General features: G+C 65.0%; 19 protein-coding genes and 1 pseudogene. 14 read left to right on the top strand and 6 right to left on the bottom strand.

The features are described from left to right. The first annotated feature begins 1 nt into the window (after position 1). The 10 genes from ABRP30_RS10860 (at position 2) to ABRP30_RS10815 (ending at position 10,313) form a co-directional block, all read left to right on the top strand. Positions 2 to 442, top strand: a complete 441-nt coding sequence (locus tag ABRP30_RS10860; RefSeq protein WP_349974284.1) for a GspH/FimT family pseudopilin — start codon at positions 2 to 4, stop codon at positions 440 to 442. Next, positions 439 to 801 (top strand): type II secretion system protein, encoded by a 363-nt coding sequence (locus tag ABRP30_RS10855; RefSeq protein WP_267823149.1) that lies wholly within the window; start codon positions 439 to 441, stop codon positions 799 to 801. Before ABRP30_RS10860 ends, ABRP30_RS10855 begins: the two co-directional genes overlap by 4 nt. After that, positions 798 to 1,403: a prepilin-type N-terminal cleavage/methylation domain-containing protein gene (locus ABRP30_RS10850; RefSeq protein ID WP_349974286.1), complete on the top strand. Its 606-nt coding sequence runs from the start codon at positions 798 to 800 to the stop codon at positions 1,401 to 1,403. The genes ABRP30_RS10855 and ABRP30_RS10850 overlap by 4 nt, the downstream gene beginning before the upstream one ends. Next, complete coding sequence (locus tag ABRP30_RS10845) at positions 1,400 to 2,113, top strand: type II secretion system minor pseudopilin GspK (protein WP_349974287.1); 714 nt, start codon at positions 1,400 to 1,402, stop codon at positions 2,111 to 2,113. The genes ABRP30_RS10850 and ABRP30_RS10845 overlap by 4 nt, the downstream gene beginning before the upstream one ends. Then, positions 2,101 to 3,150 carry a type II secretion system protein GspL gene (locus tag ABRP30_RS10840; protein ID WP_349974288.1) on the top strand — a complete coding sequence of 350 codons (1,050 nt, stop codon included), beginning with the start codon at positions 2,101 to 2,103 and terminating at the stop codon, positions 3,148 to 3,150. Before ABRP30_RS10845 ends, ABRP30_RS10840 begins: the two co-directional genes overlap by 13 nt. Then, complete coding sequence (gene gspM / locus ABRP30_RS10835; protein WP_349974289.1) at positions 3,134 to 3,745, top strand: type II secretion system protein GspM; 612 nt, start codon at positions 3,134 to 3,136, stop codon at positions 3,743 to 3,745. The genes ABRP30_RS10840 and gspM overlap by 17 nt, the downstream gene beginning before the upstream one ends. After that, on the top strand, positions 3,742 to 4,251 hold the full coding sequence (locus tag ABRP30_RS10830) for a general secretion pathway protein GspN (protein ID WP_267823138.1): 510 nt from the start codon (positions 3,742 to 3,744) through the stop codon (positions 4,249 to 4,251). The genes gspM and ABRP30_RS10830 overlap by 4 nt, the downstream gene beginning before the upstream one ends. 2 nt (positions 4,252 to 4,253) lie before the next feature. After that, a complete protein-coding gene (gene gspD, locus ABRP30_RS10825; protein WP_372490483.1) occupies positions 4,254 to 6,482 on the top strand; it encodes a type II secretion system secretin GspD in 2,229 nt (742 codons plus the stop codon). Positions 6,483 to 6,879: 397 nt separating this feature from the next. Next, positions 6,880 to 9,012 carry a bifunctional mannitol-1-phosphate dehydrogenase/phosphatase gene (gene mtlD / locus ABRP30_RS10820; RefSeq protein WP_349974291.1) on the top strand — a complete coding sequence of 711 codons (2,133 nt, stop codon included), beginning with the start codon at positions 6,880 to 6,882 and terminating at the stop codon, positions 9,010 to 9,012. Between the two features lie 176 nt (positions 9,013 to 9,188). Beyond that, positions 9,189 to 10,313: a mechanosensitive ion channel family protein gene (locus ABRP30_RS10815; RefSeq protein ID WP_349974292.1), complete on the top strand. Its 1,125-nt coding sequence runs from the start codon at positions 9,189 to 9,191 to the stop codon at positions 10,311 to 10,313. Positions 10,314 to 10,323: 10 nt separating this feature from the next. On the opposite strand, the gene ABRP30_RS10810 is transcribed toward ABRP30_RS10815, so the two are convergent. Further along, the gene (locus ABRP30_RS10810) at positions 10,324 to 10,707 is read right to left on the bottom strand and encodes a termination factor Rho (RefSeq protein ID WP_349974293.1); all 384 of its coding nucleotides are present in this window, start codon (positions 10,705 to 10,707) and stop codon (positions 10,324 to 10,326) included. A 195-nt stretch (positions 10,708 to 10,902) separates the two neighbouring features. Here ABRP30_RS10810 and ABRP30_RS10805 point away from each other — a divergent pair, with 195 nt between their 5' ends. From ABRP30_RS10805 to ABRP30_RS10790, 4 genes are read left to right on the top strand one after another with little or no spacing between them, the layout of a single operon-like run. Further along, positions 10,903 to 11,136, top strand: a complete 234-nt coding sequence (locus tag ABRP30_RS10805; protein WP_267823129.1) for a hypothetical protein — start codon at positions 10,903 to 10,905, stop codon at positions 11,134 to 11,136. Positions 11,137 to 11,171: 35 nt separating this feature from the next. Continuing rightward, complete coding sequence (locus ABRP30_RS10800; RefSeq protein ID WP_349974294.1) at positions 11,172 to 12,647, top strand: MFS transporter; 1,476 nt, start codon at positions 11,172 to 11,174, stop codon at positions 12,645 to 12,647. Between the two features lie 15 nt (positions 12,648 to 12,662). Next, positions 12,663 to 14,516: an ABC transporter ATP-binding protein gene (locus ABRP30_RS10795; protein WP_349974295.1), complete on the top strand. Its 1,854-nt coding sequence runs from the start codon at positions 12,663 to 12,665 to the stop codon at positions 14,514 to 14,516. Between the two features lie 3 nt (positions 14,517 to 14,519). After that, complete coding sequence (locus ABRP30_RS10790; RefSeq protein ID WP_372490436.1) at positions 14,520 to 16,286, top strand: S8/S53 family peptidase; 1,767 nt, start codon at positions 14,520 to 14,522, stop codon at positions 16,284 to 16,286. A 34-nt stretch (positions 16,287 to 16,320) separates the two neighbouring features. Here ABRP30_RS10790 and ABRP30_RS10785 read toward each other — a convergent pair. The 5 genes and pseudogenes from ABRP30_RS10785 to ABRP30_RS10765 form a co-directional block, all read right to left on the bottom strand. After that, positions 16,321 to 16,467, bottom strand: a pseudogene (locus tag ABRP30_RS10785) (DUF6021 family protein); the annotation flags it as partial. A gap of 288 nt (positions 16,468 to 16,755) precedes the next feature. Then, complete coding sequence (locus tag ABRP30_RS10780; RefSeq protein ID WP_349974296.1) at positions 16,756 to 17,538, bottom strand: cyclase family protein; 783 nt, start codon at positions 17,536 to 17,538, stop codon at positions 16,756 to 16,758. Continuing rightward, positions 17,535 to 18,518 carry an NAD-dependent epimerase/dehydratase family protein gene (locus tag ABRP30_RS10775; protein ID WP_267823121.1) on the bottom strand — a complete coding sequence of 328 codons (984 nt, stop codon included), beginning with the start codon at positions 18,516 to 18,518 and terminating at the stop codon, positions 17,535 to 17,537. Before ABRP30_RS10775 ends, ABRP30_RS10780 begins: the two co-directional genes overlap by 4 nt. Beyond that, positions 18,509 to 19,501 carry a fumarylacetoacetate hydrolase family protein gene (locus tag ABRP30_RS10770; RefSeq protein WP_267823119.1) on the bottom strand — a complete coding sequence of 331 codons (993 nt, stop codon included), beginning with the start codon at positions 19,499 to 19,501 and terminating at the stop codon, positions 18,509 to 18,511. Before ABRP30_RS10770 ends, ABRP30_RS10775 begins: the two co-directional genes overlap by 10 nt. Then, the gene (locus ABRP30_RS10765; RefSeq protein WP_349974297.1) at positions 19,498 to 20,070 is read right to left on the bottom strand and encodes a cupin domain-containing protein; all 573 of its coding nucleotides are present in this window, start codon (positions 20,068 to 20,070) and stop codon (positions 19,498 to 19,500) included. Before ABRP30_RS10765 ends, ABRP30_RS10770 begins: the two co-directional genes overlap by 4 nt. Between the last annotated feature and the right edge of the window lie 68 nt (positions 20,071 to 20,138).

Raw genomic sequence — 20,138 nt, 5'->3', positions numbered from 1 at the left:
CATGGCAGCCCGCCCGCCTCGCGAACGCGGCTTTACCCTGTTCGAACTGCTGATCGTCATCGTGCTGGTCGGCGTTGCTACGTCGATCCTGGCCGTTGGCATTGGCCGAGGCATGCTGGTCGCCCATGAGCGCAGTGCCTTGGCGAACATGGTGTCGGCGCTGCGTGGTGCGCGCGTGCAAGCCATCGCCAGCGGGCAGCCCGTGCGAGCGAGCTTCGACCTGCAACGCCGGCAGGTGCACGCGCCCGGGCGCACGCCCCAGGGCTGGCCCAAGGACTTCACCGTGCGCCTGCAAACGGCCCGCGGCCTGGGTGCGGGTTTTGAGTTCTACCCCGACGGAGCGGCCAGCGGCGGCAACATCCTGATCAGCCGCGGCCAGGCGCGCTGGCGCATCGACGTCAGCTGGCTCACCGGCCGAGTGCAACTGCGGGAGTTGCCATGAGCGGTCAGCGTGGTTTCACCCTATTGGAGATGCTCGCAGCGATCGCCGTGCTGGTGGTGGCTTCGAGCATCCTGCTGGGCGCGTTCGCCCAGAGCAGCCGGTCACTGGCACAGGTGGCGCGCAGTGACCGCCACAATGCGGCGGCGCGTTCGCTGCTGGACGATTTCGACCTGAGCCCACTGGCCCCAGGCCAGCGACGGGGTAGCTGGCAGGGCATCGACTGGGTGCTGGACGTCACCCTCGAACAGTCATTGCCCGCACGCCTGGCACTGTACCGGCTGGACCTGACCCTGGTCGACGGCGTGCACACCTGGCGCTACAGCACGCTGCGCGCTCGCGCGCCAGGCAGTGGAACATGAAGCGCCAGGCAGGCTTCACCCTGCTGGAGATCCTGGTGGTCATCAGCCTGCTGGGACTGCTGCTGGGCCTGGTCGGCAGCGCCCTGGTGGCGGCCAACCGCGCTGTGGCCAAGGCCGAGCGCTACAGCGCCCGGCTCGATGAACTGCGTACGACCCAGCGGTTCCTGCGCCAGGCGCTGGGCCAGGTGCTGCCCTTGACCGCCGCGACCGGCCAGGGCGCCCACACTGCGACGTTCGAGGGACAAAGCGACGCGGTGGTGTTTTTCGCCCCGCTGCCAAGTTCTGTCGGGGGCGGTATCTACCGCCAGCGCCTGCAGCTGCGCCAAGGGCGCCTTCAGATCCAGTTGGCCAGGCTGCAAGGCCAACGCCTGCAGGCCTGGGGCGAGCCGCAGCGTTTGCTGGAGGGGGTGAAAAAGCTGCACCTGACTTACCGCGGCTACTCCCCGCTGGGCAAAGCCACCGGCTGGATGCCCCAGTGGCCGTGGCCGGAGCGCCTGCCCCAGGCCGCGCGCGTGGCGGTGCAACTGCAGGGCACTCAGGCCTGGCCGCTGCTGCAGGTCAACCTGCTGCTTGACCTGTCCGGCGACGGTGGCCGGCCATGAGCCGCCAGCGCGGCGCGGCCCTGTTGCTGGTGCTCTGGGTCGTCGGTTTGCTGAGCGTGCTGCTTGGCGGCTTGGCGCTGTCGGTGCAGCTGCAGCAGCGTCAGGCCCGCTGGCAAGGCAACCAGACCCAAGCCGGGCTCGCCGCCCAGGCAGGTTTCAACCTGGCCGTGGCCAACCTGCTGCGCGACGGCCAGGCGCGCTGGCTCGCCGATGGCCAGGTACACGAGGCTGACTTTGCAGGCAGTACGCTGCACATCAGCGTGGTCAGCGAGCGAGGCAAGCTGGACCTCAATGCAACACCGTCAACGAGCCTGGCAAAACTGCTGCGTGCCAGCGGCGCCACTGCCGAACGCTCGAAAATCATCACTCAAGCTTTAAGGACGAGGCGCAACCAGGTACCCCTGCGAATGCTCGAAGAATTTCGCGAACTGCCCGGCATGAGCTACGCCATCTATGACCGGGCCTTGCCTTTCATCACCGTCTGGTCGGGCAATGCCCAGCCCGACCCCAGCCTGGCATCAGCCACGCTGGCCAGTGTACTGGGCCTGCCCCGCTATCACGGGCCAGCAGCCGATGGCGGGCCGATTCTCACCGTCACCAGCCAGGCCACGTTGCCCGGCGGCTTTGCGTCACGCCTGACGGCCACCTTCGTACTGCTGCCGGCCTACGCCGGTGGCAAGCCTTACCGAGTACTGAGGTGGCAGGATTGATCCGCCTGGCAAAACACGCTGCGGCACGCTGGGGCAGCCTGCGCCAGCTTTACCAGGCGCGCTGGAGGGGCAGCCGTGCCCGGCGCTGGCTCAGCGCATGGCGGGCCGAGCTGCTGGGCATGCTCCCGCAGGCGATCGCCGCGCGCCTGGCCAATGGTAATACGCCACAGTTGCTGCCATGGCCTTTGCCTGCCGATTGCAAGCACGGCCAGCCTGCCGTTGTGCTGCTGCCTGCCTCGCACGTGCTGGCACAGCACATCGAGCTGCCCGTTGCGGCCACGCGCAACCTGATGCAGGTGCTGGCCTTCGAGATCGATCGATACACGCCGTATACCGCCGACCAGGTGCATTTTGTCGCCCGCGTGGCGCAACGCCGCGCACCCCAGGCCCAGGTTGAACTGGTGGCCATCGCACGTAGCGCCCTGGACACCCTGCTGGCTGCCTGTGGCGAACACGGGGTACACCTGGTCGGCATCGATGCACTGGACGCCCGCGGCGAGCGCCTGATGATCGACTTGCTACCGGCCGAAAGCGCTCGCACGCGTGCTCGCCCGGGCCAGCAGGCCCGCTGGCTGTGGCTTGGCTGCGTGGCCTGCTGCGTAATGCTCGCCGCAGCCTGGCTGCAGCGCCGCGAGGGCGAGGTCCAGGCCATGCAGCGTGAAGTGGCGGCACAACGCGTGGCAGCCCAGCAGGTGCAGCACGTGCGCCAGGCCCTGGACACCACACTGGGCGCCTCGACCTACCTGGCCAGCCTCAAGGCACAACGCCCCACCGTCACCGCCCTGCTGGCCGACCTCACCACCTGCGTGGGCGACGACACCTGGATAGAACAGCTGGAGGTGAGCGATGCCACGCAGGTGACATTCACCGGCCAAAGCGAACGCACCAGTGCCTTGCTGGCGCAGGTAAAGACCTGCACCACGCTTGAGCACGCGCAGTTCAAGGGCATCATCCAGGCCGACAAAAACACGGGCCGCGAGCGCTTCTCCATCACCGCGCAGCTCAGCCAGGAGGTGCCGCATGCGCCCACTCACTAGCAGGGAACGCAAGCTCTGCGCCCTGAGCGTGCTCGCGCTGTTGCTTTGGCTGGCCTGGTACCTGGTGTTCGAATGCCTGCTGCTCGCCCCCCTGCGCAGCCTGGACGCGCAAGCCCAGGCGCTGCGCGAGCAGCAACGGCGCTATGCCAGCCTCATGCTCCAGCAACCTGCACTGCAGGCCCAATTGCAGCGCAGCCGCAACGACGCTGCCCAGCGCAACAGCCTGCTGCCGGGCGAAGACCCCAACGCCGTTGCCGCCGACCTGATGCAGCATGCCGTCGATCAGGTCAAAGCGCAGGCACATCTGGGCCCCGGCTGCGACATCACCCAGCGCATGCCGATCGCCCCCGCCGATCAGCACCAGGCCGAGCCTTATCGCCCGGTCAAGGTCAGCCTGACGCTGGCCTGCGCCATCGAGCCGCTGGCGGCCCTGTTGCATGCGCTGGAGTACGGCCAGCCCAGCCTGTTCATCGACCAGCTGAGCATACGCCGCCGTTCTGCGGCGCCAGCCCAGGGGCCTGCCGGACGCCTGGACGTTCACCTGCTGATACGCGGTTACCTGCACGCTCAGCCAGCAGCAGGAAGCGACTCATGATGCGTGCCGCTAACCTGGTGCTGCTGGCTGCCAATGCCAGTGCCCTCGCCGTGGTCGCCTGGATGCTCGTCGCGCCAAACCCACCGCGGTGGCTGCCCGCGCCAAAGCCGTCAGCGACGCCCACCTACCAGCCACCTGCGCCACTGGCCGAGCTTGCCCAGCCAGTGCGAGCCGCCACCTGGACGCACCCGATCTTCAGCGTTGACCGTCAGCCCGACCCACCCGCGCAAGGCCAGCACAGCCCTGCATTGGCCAACCTGACGCTGAGCGGCGTGGTGCTTGACGGGCAGGCGCGCTGGGCCTACCTGCGCGAAGGCCGCAAACCGGCCAGCAAGGTGGCGCTGGGCAGCACCCTGGCAAGCGGCTGGACCCTCACCCGCCTGACCGCGCTGAGCGCTACCTTCACCCGTGCCGGGCAACAGCACACCCTGAGCATGCCACTGCTGCGCCTGCCGCCGCCGTCCAAGGCCTCCGCCATCACTCTTCCGCGTATTGAAACCCCATGACCATGCAAGCTTCTTCACGCCTCCCGTTCCCCACTCTGCGCGCGCCCCTGCTCGGCCTGAGTGTCGCCATCGCCCTGGCCGGTTGCGCCACGACGCAAGGTGACCTGCACACCGACCCGGCGCTGCTGCAGCAAGCCTTCAACGGCGCCGACGCCCCTGCACCTGCCCCCACCAGCCTGGAACCCGCCGCGCCCATGGCAACGGCACCTCGCACGGCGCCTGGCCGGCAGATCATTACCGGCAACCAGCGTTTCATCCGCAAAGCCCCGGCAACGCCACCGGCCCAGCAGGATGCGCAAGGCGACATCGTGTTCAACTTCACCGACCAGCCCATCGAGGCGGTGATCAACAGCGTCATGGGTGACCTGCTGCATGAAAACTACAGCATCAGCCAAGGCGTCAAAGGCAACGTCAGTTTTTCCACCTCAAAGCCGGTCACCAAGCAGCAGGCGCTGTCGATTCTGGAAACGCTGTTGTCGTGGACCGACAACGCCATGATCCGCCAGGGCGAGCGCTACGTGATCCTGCCCGCCGACAAGGCCATCGCCGGCAAACTGGTGCCACAGGTGCCGGTCGCCCAGCCGGCCACGGGCCTCGCAGCCCGGCTCTACCCGCTGCGCTATATCGGTGCGAGCGAAATGCAGAAGCTGCTCAAGCCCTTCGTGCGTGAAAACGCCTTCCTGCTGGTCGACCCGGCCCGCAACGTGATCAGCCTGGCGGGCACCCCCGATGAACTGGCCAACTACCAGGACACCATCGACACCTTCGATGTCGACTGGCTCAAGGGCATGTCGATCGGCGTCTACGGCCTGCAACGCGCTTCGGTGGCCGAACTCATGCCGCAGTTGCAGAAACTGTTCGGGCCCGACAGCGGCATGCCATTGTCGGACATGGTCAGGTTCATGCCCAACGAACGCACCAACTCGATCGTCGCCATCTCTGCGCAACCGGAGTATCTGCAGGAAGTCGGCGACTGGATCCGCACCATCGATGAAGGCGGTGGCAACGAACCGCAGCTGTTCGTGTACGACGTGCGCAACATGAAAGCGGCGGACCTTGCCCGTTATCTGCGCCAGATCTACGGCTCGGGGCAAATCGCCGACGACAAGGCAGCCAGCGTCGCGCCAGGGCTCAAGACCACCAACCTGACCTCGCTCAACGGCACCGGTAGCCAGTCGGGCCAAGGCCTGGGCAGTACGGGCATGAGCACCCAGGCCAGTATCCGCGAAGTGCCGTCGGAGGATGGCGACGAGGACACCGAGCAAGCCCTGGCCAGCAGCGCCGAGCCGGGCGACGGCTCGGCCAAAAGCCTTGAAGAGACGGTACGCATCACCGCGCAGAAAAGCAGCAACCAGTTGCTGGTACGCACGCGGCCTGCCCAGTGGAAAGAGATCGAATCGGCCATCAAGCGCCTCGACAGCCCGCCGCTGCAAGTGCAGATCGAAACCCGCATCCTTGAAGTCAAGCTCACCGGCGATCTGGACCTGGGCGTGCAGTGGTACCTGGGCCGCCTGGCCGGCAATTCGTCCAGCACCACCGTCGCCAACGAAAGCGGCAGCCAGGGCGCGCTCGGTGCCGGTGGCGTCGCACTGGGCAGCGCCTCGATGTTCTACTCCTTCGTCAGCAGCAACCTGCAGGTTGCCCTGCGCGCGCTGGAGACACGCGGCCTGACGCAGGTGCTTTCGGCCCCTTCGCTGGTGGTACTGAACAACCAGCAGGCGCAGATCCAGGTCGGCGACAACATTCCGATCAGCCAGACCACGGTCAATACCAGCAACTCCGATACCACCCTGAGCAGCGTCGAATACGTGCAGACCGGTGTCATTCTCGATGTCGTGCCACGGATCAACCCCGGTGGCCTGGTGTACATGGATATTCAGCAGCAAGTGAGCGACGCCGACGACAGCGCCGTCACCACCACGCAGCCCAATCCGCGGATTTCCAGCCGTGCGGTGTCGACCCAAGTGGCGGTGCAGAGCGGCCAGACCGTGCTGCTGGGGGGCCTGATCAAGCAAGACAACGGCCAATCCGATACCCGCGTACCGGCCCTGTCGAGCATACCCGGGCTGGGCTGGCTGTTCGGCAGCACCTCCAAGAGCCGTGACCGTACCGAGTTGATCGTGCTGATTACACCCAAGGTCGTGAACAACCCTGAACAGGCGCGCCAAGTGACCGCAGACTATCGCCAGCAGATGCAGATCCTCAGGGAGCAGGCAGCGCTGAACAGGTAAGGCACGAACCGCGCATGGCACGCTACGGCGCCCTTGCCGGTTGCATGTGACCGGGCATACGTGCAAGGGTAAAAAAGGAATACCCGTCAAAACAAAGGAAGCGAAGCCCCCCCATGCCAGGAATCACACGTATCCATCGCTATTTGCGCTCACTGTCTGCAAACCGATCTGCAGTCAGTGGGCGTGAAGTCAAACAAGGCGCCCGAGCTGCCTCGAAGCTCGCAGACATCCTCTGCACTCCCCGCTCTGTCCCCCCTTACTTCTACGTCGCGCCGGTGCGTGGCCCTGTCGATCGCCTGCCCCCTACCTGACAACTCAAGCCGCGTTTTTTCGCAGCGCTCGCTTGTACCCGTGTGCAAGCCGAGATGAATCACGACTCAACAAGGGGCAATAGCCAATGATCTTTTTTCAAGGCAAACGCATTTTCAGCGCCATCTTCGATATGGATGGCACCATGTTCGACACCGAGCGCCTGCGCTTCAAGACGCTCAAACAAGCGTCTCTGGAAATTTCCGGCAAGGCGCTGAGCGAGCAGACACTGATCGGTTCGCTGGGCCTGAGCGCGAAGAAGGCCGAGGCCCTGGCCAAGGCGCACAACGGTGACGACTTCCCGTACGCGCAGATCCGCCAGCGCGCCGATGAGCTTGAACTGGAGTACGTGCGCAACCACGGCGTGCCGATCAAAGCCGGCTTGCTGGAAGTGCTGGAGCGGCTGCGCAAGTCTGGCTTGACCATGGCGGTCGCCACCTCCAGCCGCCGGGCCATTGCCGAGGAGTACTTGATCAACGCCAATGTGCTCAAGTATTTCGACATCACCGTGTGTGGCGACGAAGTCAGCCAAGGCAAACCCCACCCCGAAATCTTCCTGCGCGCCGCCACCGCCCTCAACTGCGAGCCGAGCCAGTGCTTCATGGTCGAAGACTCGGAAAACGGCATGCTTTCGGCCATCCGTGCCGAAGGCCAGGCGATCCTGATCGAAGACATCAAGCCGCCGGCTCCTGAAGTCAAAGCCGGCGCGCTGAAAGCCTACCGCAGCATGACCGAATTCCTCGCCGACTTGAGCGAATGCGTGCCTGACTTGGGCATGCCGCAGCTTGAGGAGCCCTTTCCAGCGTCACTGAACCAGTTCCGTGTCGGTATTCACGGGTTCGGCGCCATCGGCGGCGGCTACCTGACGCAGGTGTTTTCCCATTGGGACGGCTACACCCGGCCGTGTGAAATCATCGCCGCCACCCGCTCGCGCATGCTCCGCGAAACCGTCTCTGCGTTTGGCCGCTACAGCGTGCGCTACGGCGCCACCTCGTTCGACCAGACCATCGAGAATGTACGCATGATCGACATGGACGATGCCGAGGCGGTGATCGACATGTACAACGCGGCAGAAATCATCGGCCTGAGCCTGCCGGAGCAGGCCATCCGCAAACAGGCCAAGGTGATTGCCCAAGGCCTGCTGCGCCGCTTCGAGCGCCGGGGCCGTGACCTCACCATCCTGATCGTGCTGAACAAGATCGGTGGCGCCGCGTTCGTACGCTTGCACGTACAGGCGGAGCTGGAATTGCTGTGCGCGCCAGACATCACCCAACAGATCCTGCAAAAAACCCATTTCGCGGAGACGGTGGTCAGCCGCATCGTGTCCAAACTCAGCAACGAGGCCCTGGTCCGTCAGTTGCGCATCAAGTCGCAGATGTTCCAGAACAGCCTTGACGACGAGCCTGCACCGGCCAGCAAACCCTCCGCACCCGTACCTGAATACGAGCGGCTGATCTGCCGCTTCCGGCCGTTCGCGCAGTCCAGCAACGCGATGAGCCAGTTGCACCTGATCCTGTTCAACAGCGAGCCAGACATGCCGTTGTACGTGGAGCGCGGCAGTGACCTGCTGGAACGTCTGCGCCAAGTGAAAACGGTCGCTGACATCGCCCAGATCCAGGTCATCAAGAACCGCCTGTGGAACGGCCCTCACGCCATCATTGCCTGGTATGCAAGCGTGCTGGGCTATGACTGGGTTGGCCAGGCCATGGGCGATGAGCGGGTCAGTGAACTGGCCGAGCGCTTGATCAGCCAGGAGGTCGCACCGGCACTGGTGGCTGAGAATGCCGACATGGCAGAGGCGGTTCGCGATTTTGCCAGCACCTTTCTGGAACGCTGCAAAACGTCGTTCAAAGACCCCTGCTCGCGTGTCGGGCGCGACCCACTGCGCAAACTTCAGCGCAACGAGCGCATCCTCAGCAGCATCGACCTTGCCCACAAGCACGGCATCGAAACCCCTGGCCTGGCGTTCGGGGCTGCGCTTGGCATTCACTATGCGTTGCGTTGCAGCGACAGCAAGGACCTCGAAGCGCAGACCATCAAACGCATCTACCAGCAGAACGGTGAACGCGTCGAGGCTGTGCTGACCCACAAGGGTGATTACAACGGCAAGCCTTACCCAGGGATGGATCCCGTTGCCGACGCGGTGCTGATCGAGGCCATTGCAGGGCATTTCAGGCAATTGCAGCAGGAAGAGAATGCGGTGCTGTCCGCGGTGAAGTAAGCCCAGGCTTGTGACGCCTGTGAGATCAGCGGTGCTTGATCTGACAGGCGTCCAGGCGCCCGGGGGCTGCAAACGCCGACAAAAAACCAAAATCCGATCGACCTCTCGCGCCCCCTGGGCGTCCGATGAACTGCACGTGCGAATTCACTCAAGGGCAACCAGGAGGCCAATCGCTCATGAACGATCGCATCATCGAGTTTTTCACCGACACCACTGTGTTCGGTATTTCCATCCTCAACCTGCTGCTGGCGGTCGCGGTCGCCGCACTGACCTTTGTGGCCGCACGGGCGGCCATCAGTTTTCTGCTCAGGCGGGTGCAACGCTGGTCCGAGCATGACGGTGCGCTGAGCCATGTCATGGCCAAAGTACTGTCCGGCACCAGCAACTCCCTGCTGTTCCTCGCTTCTGTGCTGGTGGGCCTGAGCATGCTCGACCTGCCCGAGCGCTGGCTGAGCCGGGTGGGCAGCCTCTGGTTCGTGGTGGCAGCCCTGCAGATCGGCCTGTGGGCCAACCGCGCCATCGGGCTGGGCCTGGGCCGCTACTTCGCCCGGCACGGCACCCCCGGCCTGAACCAGGGCAGCGCCCTGGCTACCCTGGCGGGCTGGGGCGCGCGCGTGCTGTTGTGGTCGGTGGTACTGCTGGCCATGCTATCGAACCTGGGCGTGAACATCACCGCCTTCGTCGCCAGCCTGGGCGTGGGCGGCATTGCCGTTGCGCTCGCTGTGCAGAACATCCTCGGCGACCTGTTCGCCTCGCTGGCGATTGCCGTGGACAAGCCATTCGAGGTGGGCGACTTCATCGTGATCGGCTCACTGTCCGGCACCGTCGAGCAAGTCGGGCTGAAGACGACGCGCATCCGCAGCCTGGGCGGTGAGCAGATCGTCATGGCCAACGCCAGCATGATCAGCAGTACCATCCAGAACTACAAACGCTTGCAGGAGCGGCGCATCGTCTTTGAGTTCGGGCTGTCTTACGACACCCCGACCGAGGCCGTGAAAAAAGCCCCGGCCATCGTCGAGGAGGCGATCAAGGCGCAGGACCAGGCGCGCTTCGACCGCGCCCACTTGCGCGGTTTCGGCAAGGAGGCATTGGAGTTCGAGTGCGTCTACATCGTCAAGGACCCAGGCTACAACCTCTACATGGACATTCAGCAGGCCATCAATTTCCGCTTGCTCGAACGGTTCTCCAGGATCGGCGCCAAGTTCGCCGTACCCGTGCGGGCCATCAAGGTCACAGCGCTGCCGCAAGGGGCCGAGACCTTTGGCCACAGTACCGAAGAGCGGGGTTTCAGAGAGGCCTGAGCTCCAGCCCCTATCGACCCAGCCCGCGCAGCGCTTCGACCAATTGTGCCTTGGTCATGCTGGAGCGCCCCTTGATGTCCTTGCTGCGGGCCTCTTTCATCAGGCTTTCCTTGGTCTGGGTCTCCAGGGAAGCGCCTGATGTGCGGGCATGGCCCTGACGGGTTTTGGCGGCACGCCTGGCAGAGTCGGAACGCGCGGTGCTTTTTTCGCCGGGCGTGGTCTTCTTGCCTGAGCCGCCAGCTTTCTCGCCACCCCCAGACTGCTTGTTGACGGTAGCCCAAGCACGCGCCTCGGCCTCATCCTTGGAGACCCCCTTATGCTCGTAGCTTTCTTCTATATGCTCAGCCTTGCGTTTCTGCTTTTCGGTGTATTTGGCTTTGTCTCCACGTGGCATGGCATTCACTCCTGCGGCAGTTTGCTAGGTGGGGTTGGGCGGGGAAGGCCCGTCATCCGTTTGGACGAGGCTTGCTGGCGGATGTTCAGCCTGATACGCCGCAGTGCCTCGGTTGCCTGCACAAAGCGAAGCCAATCAAACTTTTTCGTGCCCATGGGCTCTTTTGAAAGACATACCTTCACGCGGGAGCAAGCCATGAAGCACACCGATCGCAACAACGGCGACAGCGCGGATAAAGTCCCTCGCCCGATATCCTCGGAGCACGCCCAACAAGGCGAGCCATCGCCCGACCCTGTGCTGGAGCGGCCGGACCCCGACACCGAAGCCGTGGACAAAGTGATCACGCCGACGTCGATCAAGGAACAACAGGCGCAGACCGAGGCCATCAAGCGGCGCCTGGCTGAGGTCGAAGCCAAAAACCGGCGATAACGGAGCTGCCCACCCGCCAGCCGACAGGACGCGCCATGACGACCCACGCCCTGCAACCACCCGCCGGCGCCTGTGCGCAGGAGCGCTTCTACAGCACCGACATACCGGCCCGGCTCGACCGGCTGCCGTGGACGCGCTTTCATACCCTGCTGGTCATGGCGCTGGGCATCACCTGGCTGCTCGATGGCCTTGAAGTGACCTTGGCCGGTTCGGTGGCGGGCGCGCTCAAGGCCAGCCCGGCCCTGGCAATGACCAATACCCAGATCGGCCTGGCAGGGGCGGCCTACATCGCCGGTGCCGTATTGGGTGCATTGCTGTTCGGCTGGCTCACCGACCGCCTGGGGCGGCGCAAGCTGTTTTTCATTACGCTGTTGCTGTACATCGGCGCAACAGCGGCCACGGCCTTCGCCTGGGACCTGTGGAGTTTTCTGCTGTTTCGCTTTCTCACCGGGGCCGGCATCGGCGGTGAGTACACCGCCATCAATTCGACCATCCAGGAATTCACCCCGGCGCGCTATCGCGGCTGGGTCGACCTGACCATCAATGGTACGTTCTGGCTCGGTGCCGCACTGGGCGCGGTGGGCGCAGTGATCCTGCTCGACCCGGCGGTGCTTGGCGGCGAACTGGGCTGGCGCCTGTGTTTCGGCATCGGCGCCGCGCTGGGTTTGCTGATCCTGCTGATGCGCCTGTGGATACCCGAAAGCCCACGCTGGTTGATGATTCACAACCAGCCTGAAGAGGCCGAACGCATCGTCGCCAGCATCGAACGCCATTACCACCAGCGCGGCATCGCCATTCCCCCGCTGCAAACCCCTGCCCTGCGGCTGCGCGCGCGCGACCATACGCCACTGCGCGAGGTGTTCCACAGCCTGTTCAGGGTGCACCGGCGGCGGGCACTGGTGGGGCTGACGCTGCTGACCGCCCAGGCCTTTTTCTACAACGCGATCTTCTTCACCTATGCCTTGGTGCTGACCGACTTCTACGACGTGCCGTCTGCCCAGGTGGGCTGGTACATACTGCCGTTCGCCCTGGGCAATTTCTGCGGGCCGTTGCTGCTGGGCCGGCTGTTCGACGTGGTCGGGCGGCGCATCATGATCAGCTCCACGTACCTGCTTTCCGGCCTGTTGCTGGCGGTCAGCGGTTACCTGTTCCAGCAGCAACTGATCGATGTGACCGAGCAGACCATCGCCTGGATGGTGATTTTCTTTTTTGCCTCGGCAGCCGCCAGTTCGGCCTACCTGACCGTGGCTGAAACCTTCCCGCTGGAGATCCGTGCGCTGGCGATTGCCGTATTCTATGCCTTTGGCACGGGGCTTGGTGGCTTGATCGGCCCGACCTTGTTCGGCGCGCTGATCGAGACCGGCGAGCGCCTGAATGTCCTGTACGGCTACCTGATCGGCGCGGCGTTGATGATCGTCGCGGCACTGGCCCAGGCGCTGTGGGGTGTGGCGGCAGAGCGACAGCCACTTGAACACGTAGCCAGGCCCCTGTCGCAAGTGAGCGACACCTGACCATCCGGAGACTTTATGCTGCGCGCGTTTGAACAACGGCTCGACCCCTTCCCACCCGACGAGGCGCCCCCACCCCCGGTTGGCCTGCTGCGCTTCCTGTGGGCCTGCACGCGGGGCGCGCGCGGCTATGTGCTGGCCCTGGCGCTGCTCAGCGCCGGTGTGTCGATCTACGAAGCCTGGCTGTTTTCCTTTCTGGGGCAGGTCGTCGACCTGCTCTCGGCCTGGCAGGCGGGCGGCGCGGCCGAAGGGCAGGAAACCCGGGTGTTGTGGGGTATCGCCATCGTCTTGCTGACCAGCATCGGCCTGGTGGCGCTGCGCACGATGGTTCAGCATCAGGTACTGGCGATCAACCTGCCACTGCGACTGCGGTGGGACTTCCACCGGCTGATGCTGCGCCAGAGCCTGTCGTTCTTCTCTGACGAGTTTTCCGGCCGGGTCACCACCAAAGTGATGCAGACGGCGCTGGCGGTGCGCGAAGTGCTGTTCACCGTCATCGAGATCGCCCCGGGCATCGGCGTGTATTTCATCGCGATCATCGCCCTGGCCGGCGGCTTCGACCTGAAACTGATGCTGCCTTTCATTGCCTGGGTCGCGTTGTTCGGGCTGGCCCTGCTGTACTTCGTGCCGCGCCTGGGCCAAGTGGGGCAGGAGCAGGCCCACGCGCGTTCCTCGATGACCGGGCGAGTGTCGGACGCCTACACCAACATCACCACGGTCAAACTGTTTTCGCACTCCAAGCGTGAAGCGCATTTCGCGCGGGCCGCAATGGAAGACTTCAAGCTCACTGGCTTTCGCCAGATGCGCCTGGTCAGCCAGTTCGAGATCGTCAACCAGGCGCTGGTGGTCGGCCTGATCGCTGGCGCAGGTGGCTACGCCCTGTGGCTCTGGCACCAGGGCGAAGTCGGCACTGGCGCGGTTGCCGCGATCACCGCCATGGCACTGCGGGTCAACGGCATGTCGCACTGGATCATGTGGCAGATGACCTCGCTGTTCGAGAACATCGGCACCGTGCAGGATGGCATGGAGACCCTCACGCGCGGCCCGAAAGTGCAGGATGCGCCGAACGCCGGGGTGCTCAAGACCACGGGTGGTGCGGTGGACTTCGACAACGTCAGCTTCAACTACAACGGCGAACGCCAGGTGCTCGATGGCCTGACGCTGCACATTCGCCCAGGCGAAAAAGTCGGCCTGGTGGGGCGCTCCGGTGCGGGTAAATCCACGCTGATCAACTTGCTGCTGCGCTTCTACGACGTGGACAGCGGCGAAATTCGCATCGATGGACAGAACATTGCCAAGGTTACCCAGGACAGCCTGCGCAGCGCCATCGGCATGGTCACCCAGGACACCTCCCTGCTGCACCGCTCCATCCGCGACAACATCGCCTACGGTCGCCCCGATGCGACCGAGCAACAGATCCGCCACGCCGCGGCCAACGCCCAGGCCGATGCATTCATCGAGCAGCTCAGCGACCGGCAAGGCCACAGCGGCTACGACACCTTGGTGGGTGAACGCGGCATCAAGCTCTCGGGTGGCCAGCGTCAACGCATCGCCATCGCCCGGGTCATGCTCAAGAACGCCCCGATCCTGCTGCTCGATGAAGCCACCAGCGCGCTGGATTCGGAAGTCGAGGTCGCCATCCAGGAAAGCCTCAATGAAATGATGCAGGGCAAGACGGTCATCGCCATCGCCCACCGACTGTCGACGATCGCCGCCATGGACCGGCTCATCGTCATGGACCAGGGGCGCATCATCGAACAGGGAACCCACAGCGAACTGCTCGCCAGGAACGGCACCTATGCCCGGCTGTGGCAGCACCAGAGCGGTGGCTTCCTGGGTGAGGATCAGGGTGTGGCCGAGGCCATGGAGTAAGCCATGGGCCATTCACGCATTGCCCTTGCCCTGGCGCTGACGCTGGCGGCCAGTACCACTGCGCTCGCCGAGCAGCCGTTACGCCTGCAACAGCTCAAACGCTGCGGCGACTTGATGGACAGCCAGCAGCAAACCTGGTGCCTGCGCGTGCAGGGGCTTGGCCAGGCCACGCCGCAGCTGCTGCTCAACGGCAACGCAGTGGCTCCGGCGCGTATCCAGCGCCAGGGTGACACCCTGCGCCTGCAACTGGACAGCACGGCGGTGCGAAGCGGCCCGCTGTGGTTGCAGGACGGCCCGCGTGCCAGCAACGCCGCCTGGCTTACCCTGCGCAACAACCATGTGCTGGCCGCAGGGCCCAAGGAGGTGGCCAAGAACATGGATGGCCTGACCACCTATGTCGACCTGGTCAGCGTGTTGATCGAAGAGGACCACGACGGCCGCCAGGAGGCCGAACGCTTGGCGCGCAAATACGGGGCCACGGTGGTTGGCAGCATCGCTGCGCTGAACCTTTATCAGCTGCGCCTGCCCGCCCGGGACCTGGTGCAGCGCGACGCGCTGGTATTGCGCCTGGGTGGTGAAACCAGCGTGGATGCGGTGGTGGTGGAGGAATCAGCGGCTGAAGAGGCAGAGCACGCCGCCCGCGAGGCGCCGGGTACCCGCAAGCCTGCGCAAGACTCGGACGAGTGGGCTGCCAACCGCTTTCTCGATGCGGTGCACTACTACCAGCGGCGCATCCCGGGGCGCCAGGCACCGGTGCTGCCCACCCCCATCCGGGTCGGCGTGATCGAACGCAACGTCGACTTCGACAGCGCAGACTTCGCCGACTACCTGGGCGCCTGCGAGGGGCGCCGCACCTGCGTCTATGCCCAGGATGCCAGCAAGCCGGACAACCACGGCACGACCGTGGCCGGCATTCTCGCCGCCGCCTGGGATGACGGGGGCAATACCGGCTTCCTGAAGGGGCTGGACAAGGCGGCAGGTGGCTTCGAGGTGATCGTCGAGCGCAACTCCGATGCCGGCATCACCGCCAACATTGCCGCATCGGTGAACCTGGTCGAGGACGGCGTGCGCGTACTCAACTGGAGCTGGGGCATTCACCGCGTCGGCGCGCGCAATGTGCAAGGCGATGAGGTGGATTCCCTGCTGCGCTCCGGGATTGCCATGAGCGGCTATGAAGAGCTGCTCGAAGAGTTCTTTCTCTGGCTGCGCAAGGCCCATCCGGACGTGGTCGTGGTCAACTCGGCCGGCAACGGCGCCTCGTTCTCGGGCACCGACGAATACCGCCTGCCCTCCTCCTTCATCACCGAACAACTGCTGGTGGTGGGTGGCCATCAACGTAGCGGGCAGGCGTCAGTCCCCGTCGAGTCGCCAAACTATGCCGTCAAGCGCAGCACCTCGAACGTAGACATGCGCGTCGACATCACCGCCGCAGCCTGCACCCACGCCTCCACCCCACAGGCAGGCCAACCCGGCGCGGTGCATTGCGGCACGTCCTATGCAACCCCAATGGTCACAGGCCTGGTGGCGGCAATGCTGTCGATCAACCCGCAGTTGCAGCCCGAGCAGCTCCGCATGCTGCTGCGCCGCAGCGCCATGACCATCGGCGGCAACAACGACTTCGAACGAGAGGACGCCGAAGACCTCACCGCGCCAATCCTGCCTTCGGAGCGCAACTTTCAATTGCACGACAAGGACGTGGGGCGTTCGGCGCGGCTGGACATGCAAAAAGCCCTGCAGCTTTCGGTGCAAAGCCTTGAGCGGGTGCGCTGAACAGCGTCCAGAACCTCCGCGCTCACGGCCTCGATCAGCGTGCCTTTTTCTCCACATCCCTGGGGGGCTTGGCCGGCCCTTGGGGATCGACCTGCGGGTCGTCCAGGTCCGGTGAGTCCGGGTCGAAGCCCAGGTCATCCTGGCTGTCGGCGTGGTCGGACGAGTGCGGCCCCTTGTCTCGCGCGGTTCGTTGCGCGGTGGAATCATGCGCCGTACCGTTCGAGCCGTCTGGCCGATGGGCATCATTGTCCCGCTCGACTTCCCCTTGGCCCTTGGCCTGGCCTGCTTTCTCAGGCGCTTGCGTGGTGTGCGTCTTCATTGCCCCTCCTGAACCTTTGGCGTGATACAGCACTGGCTGCCCCACGGGGGCAGCTGCTGTAACAGAGGAAGCCTGGAGGCCTGATAAAGTTCACCTGGCCATCGCTGCGCCGGGATGGGCGGCCAGCACGGCGGCTGACAACCCGCCGGGCTAATCGAAGATGGCCACTGCCCGGACGAACCCCGCGGACGCCTGGCGGATCTTGTAGGGGAAACAACTGACCATGAAACCGTAGGCCGGGAGCTGATCCAGGTTGGCCAGTTTCTCCATCTGCCCATAGCCGATGTCACGGCCGGCCTTGTGGCCTTCCCAGATAATCGATGCATCGCCCGTGGCACTGAAACGTTCACGGGTGTACTTGAACGGCGCATCCCAGCTCCAGGCATCGGTGCCGACCACCCTTACCCCCCGCTCCAACAGGTAAAGCGTCGCTTCGCGGCCCATGCCCACCCCGGCTTCCAGGTAGCCCGGCTGGCCAAACAGGCTGCCTGCGCGGGTATTGACCAGCACGATGTCCAGCGGCTGCAGTTGATAGCCGATGCGGGCAAGTTCGGCTTCCACCTGCGTCGCCGTCACCACGTGCCCATCCGGCAGGTGGCGAAAATCCAGCTTCACACCCGGCTGCAAGCACCACTCCAACGGCAGCTCATCGATGCCGAAAGCCCGCTCACCGCCATTGGTGGTGGACGCATAATGCCAGGGCGCGTCCATGTGCGTGCCGCTGTGGGTCGTGATCTGCAGCCGTTCAGCTGCCCACGACTCATCACCGGGCAGGTCCTCCTTGCGCAGGCCCGGGAACATCGCGGCCATTTCCGGCCAGCCCTGCTGGTGGTCCATGTAGTCGATCTTTGGCAGCAAAGGCGGTGGGTCGGTGTAGGGGTTGTTGTCCAGGGTGACGGAAAGGTCCAGCAGGCGACGCTTGTTCACATTCATGCACAAATTCCTTTACGGGTTGCCGCGGTGCCGCGGCGCGGTGGCAGATCAAGGGCGTTGCGCAGCAGGCCAAGCACTGAGCCGTCATGGCAGAAACCCAGCTTGCGAGCTTGGGTTGTACGCAAGGCCGGATAACGGCCGAACAGCGCTTCGAGCTGTGGCTCGGGCTCGAAGCTGATGCAGGCGCGGTTCTCTTCGCCCAGGCTGGCCTGCAGCCCGGCAAGCACCTGGGCGATCGTCAGCTGCAGCACCGGTAGCTGCCAGACACGACGGTCACCCGGGGCTTGCAGTTCGGCGGCATGCAGCAGGTTGTCCACGCAGCAGCGGGCCGACATCCACCAGGCGCTGGCTTGAGGGGAAACCGGGCATGTGTAGGCCTCACCGGCTGCATAGGCGTGCAGCAAGTCACTCATGAACGCCGAGCGAAGGCCGTTCGGCTCGCGCGGCCGGGCGACGATGCCGGGCAGGCGCAGCGCGCGGCCATCCACCTCGCCGCGACGCGCGAGGTCCTGCAGTGCGATTTCCACCATGCGTTTGTGGGCCGCGTAGGACAGTTGCGGCGAACAGGGCTGGTCTTCATCCATGCGCAAGGGCAGATCGCCGCCGTACACCGCGACACTGCTGGCGTACACCAGCACGGGCGGTCGCCTTGGGTTGCGCAACTGGTCGAGCAGCTCCAGGCTGCCCTGCAGGTTGACCTGGTAACCCAGCTCGTACTGCGCCTCGGCGGCGCCCCCGGGCAGGCTGGCCAGGTGGAACACCACATCCACACCATCGGCCAGCGCCCGGCGCAACAAGGCAGGGTCGGTGACACTGCCGTAATGGCGGCGTAACCGCGCATCGTCGGGCAGCCCCTCCAGTTGCCGGTCCAGTATCAGTAACGCCTCGATGGGCCGCCCACGTATCTCGCCGGCCTCCAGCAGGCGCATTACCAGTTGGCGCCCGACAAAGCCGTTGGCCCCGGTGACCATTACGCGCATTGCCAACCTCCCGGCACCACACGCTGGTCGATGGCACCGAACAGCACCTCGCCTGCACGACTCCGGGCTTCCATGCGCACGCGGTCGCCAAAGCGCATGAAGGCCGTGCGCGGTGCACCGTGGGCGATGGTTTCAATGGCACGGCGCTCCGCGATGCACGCCGACCCTACAGAACGGTCCGCGTTGGACACGGTACCCGAGCCGATCAAGCTACCCGCGCTAAGGCGCCGGGTCAGCGCCGCATGAGCGATCAGTTGGTGGAAGCCGAAATGCATGGCCCCGCCATGTGGGTGGCCGAACCATTCGCCGTTCCACGCCACGTGCAGCGGCAGGTGCACGCGGCCGTCGCACCAGGCGCCGCCGAGTTCGTCCGGGGTCACCGCCACCGGAGCGAAGCTGGTGGCGGGCTTGGCCTGGACAAAGCCGAAGCCGGTCTTCATCTCCCTGGGCGCCAGGGCGCGCAAGCTGACGTCATTCAGTTGCAGTACCAGCCGCACATGCTGCAAGGCGCGTTCCGGCGGGCAGCCCATGGGCACGTCATCGACCAGCACCGCGAACTCGCCCTCGAAATCGATGCCGTGGGCCTCGCTGGGCAAGGGAATGTCCGCCCGCGGCCCCAAAAAGTCGTCGCTGGCCCCTTGGTAGATCAGCGGAATGTGCTCCACACCCTCGATGGGGTCCAGGTTGAAGGCTTTCTGCATCAGCTCGCCGTGGCTGAGGAACGATGAAGCGTCCAGCCACTGCCTGGCCTGGGGCAGCGGCGCGGCGAGCTGTGCCAGGTCAAGGTCGAACGCACCCGCGGCCTGGTCGGCGTTGAGCTGCGCATACAACTGCTGCAGGCCGCCCTCGACCTGCGCCCAGTTGTCCAGGGCAGCCTGCAACGTAGCGGCGATGGGGCTGGCCTGGACCGCCCGCTGCAGGTCGCGGGCAACCACCAGCAGGCGGCCATCGCGGCTACCGTCATTGAGTGTGGCCAGCTTCATGGCAGCACCTCCTTGAGCTGCTCGGCGTAACGGCCGTCGAGCAGGATGAATACCATGCGCGCCATCTGCTCGGTGCGGTTGCTCCAGGCGTGGTTGGTGCCGCGCTGCACGACGATGTCACCGCGCTTGAGGTGTACCTCGTCGCCGTCCAGCACCAGCCACACCTCACCTTCAGTGACGATCCCGTAATCCAGGGTCTCTGTGCGGTGCATCAGCTTGTGCTTTGAATCGGCGTTACCCGTGCCGGCATGCGCTTCGCCGATCTCGGCGAAGGCAGCCGCTGCCTGCTCAGCGCTGACCTGGTTCTGCAGGCTGTCCGGCGGGATATCCACCACGCGGATCACACTGCCCGATGGGGCGGGGCTCAATTGCAGGGGCCGGGCGGTCGGGTCGTCGCCATTGTCCAGCAGCGCGGGGCTGCCGGCACTGTTCCACACTTCATAGAACACCGTGCCTGGCACCGCTTTGAGCGCGAAGTCATGTGCCGTGGGGCCACAACTGGCCACCACCGCCTGGCCCTGAGGATCGTGGCCGGTGACGACGCGTTTGAAGGTTGGAAGTGACTGCATGTTGTCTCCTGTCAATTACAGTGGCCAGTGCCAGGGCCGGCACCTGGGCCTGTGTTGCAAAGCTGATC

Origin of the sequence: Pseudomonas sp. WHRI 8519 (assembly GCF_040224055.2) — a bacterium.
GTDB classification, from domain to species: Bacteria; Pseudomonadota; Gammaproteobacteria; order Pseudomonadales; family Pseudomonadaceae; genus Aquipseudomonas; species Aquipseudomonas putida_X.
This window is presented reverse-complemented; position numbering and strand designations above follow the sequence as displayed.

Coding starts and splice junctions, on each gene's coding strand:
- ABRP30_RS10860 (WP_349974284.1), top strand. CDS start 2: ATGGCAGCCCGCCCGCCTCGCGAACGCGGCTTTACCCTGTTCGAACTG.
- ABRP30_RS10855 (WP_267823149.1), top strand. CDS start 439: ATGAGCGGTCAGCGTGGTTTCACCCTATTGGAGATGCTCGCAGCGATC.
- ABRP30_RS10850 (WP_349974286.1), top strand. CDS start 798: ATGAAGCGCCAGGCAGGCTTCACCCTGCTGGAGATCCTGGTGGTCATC.
- ABRP30_RS10845 (WP_349974287.1), top strand. CDS start 1,400: ATGAGCCGCCAGCGCGGCGCGGCCCTGTTGCTGGTGCTCTGGGTCGTC.
- gspM (WP_349974289.1), top strand. CDS start 3,134: ATGCGCCCACTCACTAGCAGGGAACGCAAGCTCTGCGCCCTGAGCGTG.
- ABRP30_RS10830 (WP_267823138.1), top strand. CDS start 3,742: ATGATGCGTGCCGCTAACCTGGTGCTGCTGGCTGCCAATGCCAGTGCC.
- gspD (WP_372490483.1), top strand. CDS start 4,254: ATGCAAGCTTCTTCACGCCTCCCGTTCCCCACTCTGCGCGCGCCCCTG.
- mtlD (WP_349974291.1), top strand. CDS start 6,880: ATGATCTTTTTTCAAGGCAAACGCATTTTCAGCGCCATCTTCGATATG.
- ABRP30_RS10815 (WP_349974292.1), top strand. CDS start 9,189: ATGAACGATCGCATCATCGAGTTTTTCACCGACACCACTGTGTTCGGT.
- ABRP30_RS10810 (WP_349974293.1), bottom strand. CDS start 10,707: ATGCCACGTGGAGACAAAGCCAAATACACCGAAAAGCAGAAACGCAAG.
- ABRP30_RS10805 (WP_267823129.1), top strand. CDS start 10,903: ATGAAGCACACCGATCGCAACAACGGCGACAGCGCGGATAAAGTCCCT.
- ABRP30_RS10800 (WP_349974294.1), top strand. CDS start 11,172: ATGACGACCCACGCCCTGCAACCACCCGCCGGCGCCTGTGCGCAGGAG.
- ABRP30_RS10795 (WP_349974295.1), top strand. CDS start 12,663: ATGCTGCGCGCGTTTGAACAACGGCTCGACCCCTTCCCACCCGACGAG.
- ABRP30_RS10790 (WP_372490436.1), top strand. CDS start 14,520: ATGGGCCATTCACGCATTGCCCTTGCCCTGGCGCTGACGCTGGCGGCC.
- ABRP30_RS10780 (WP_349974296.1), bottom strand. CDS start 17,538: ATGAATGTGAACAAGCGTCGCCTGCTGGACCTTTCCGTCACCCTGGAC.
- ABRP30_RS10775 (WP_267823121.1), bottom strand. CDS start 18,518: ATGCGCGTAATGGTCACCGGGGCCAACGGCTTTGTCGGGCGCCAACTG.
- ABRP30_RS10770 (WP_267823119.1), bottom strand. CDS start 19,501: ATGAAGCTGGCCACACTCAATGACGGTAGCCGCGATGGCCGCCTGCTG.
- ABRP30_RS10765 (WP_349974297.1), bottom strand. CDS start 20,070: ATGCAGTCACTTCCAACCTTCAAACGCGTCGTCACCGGCCACGATCCT.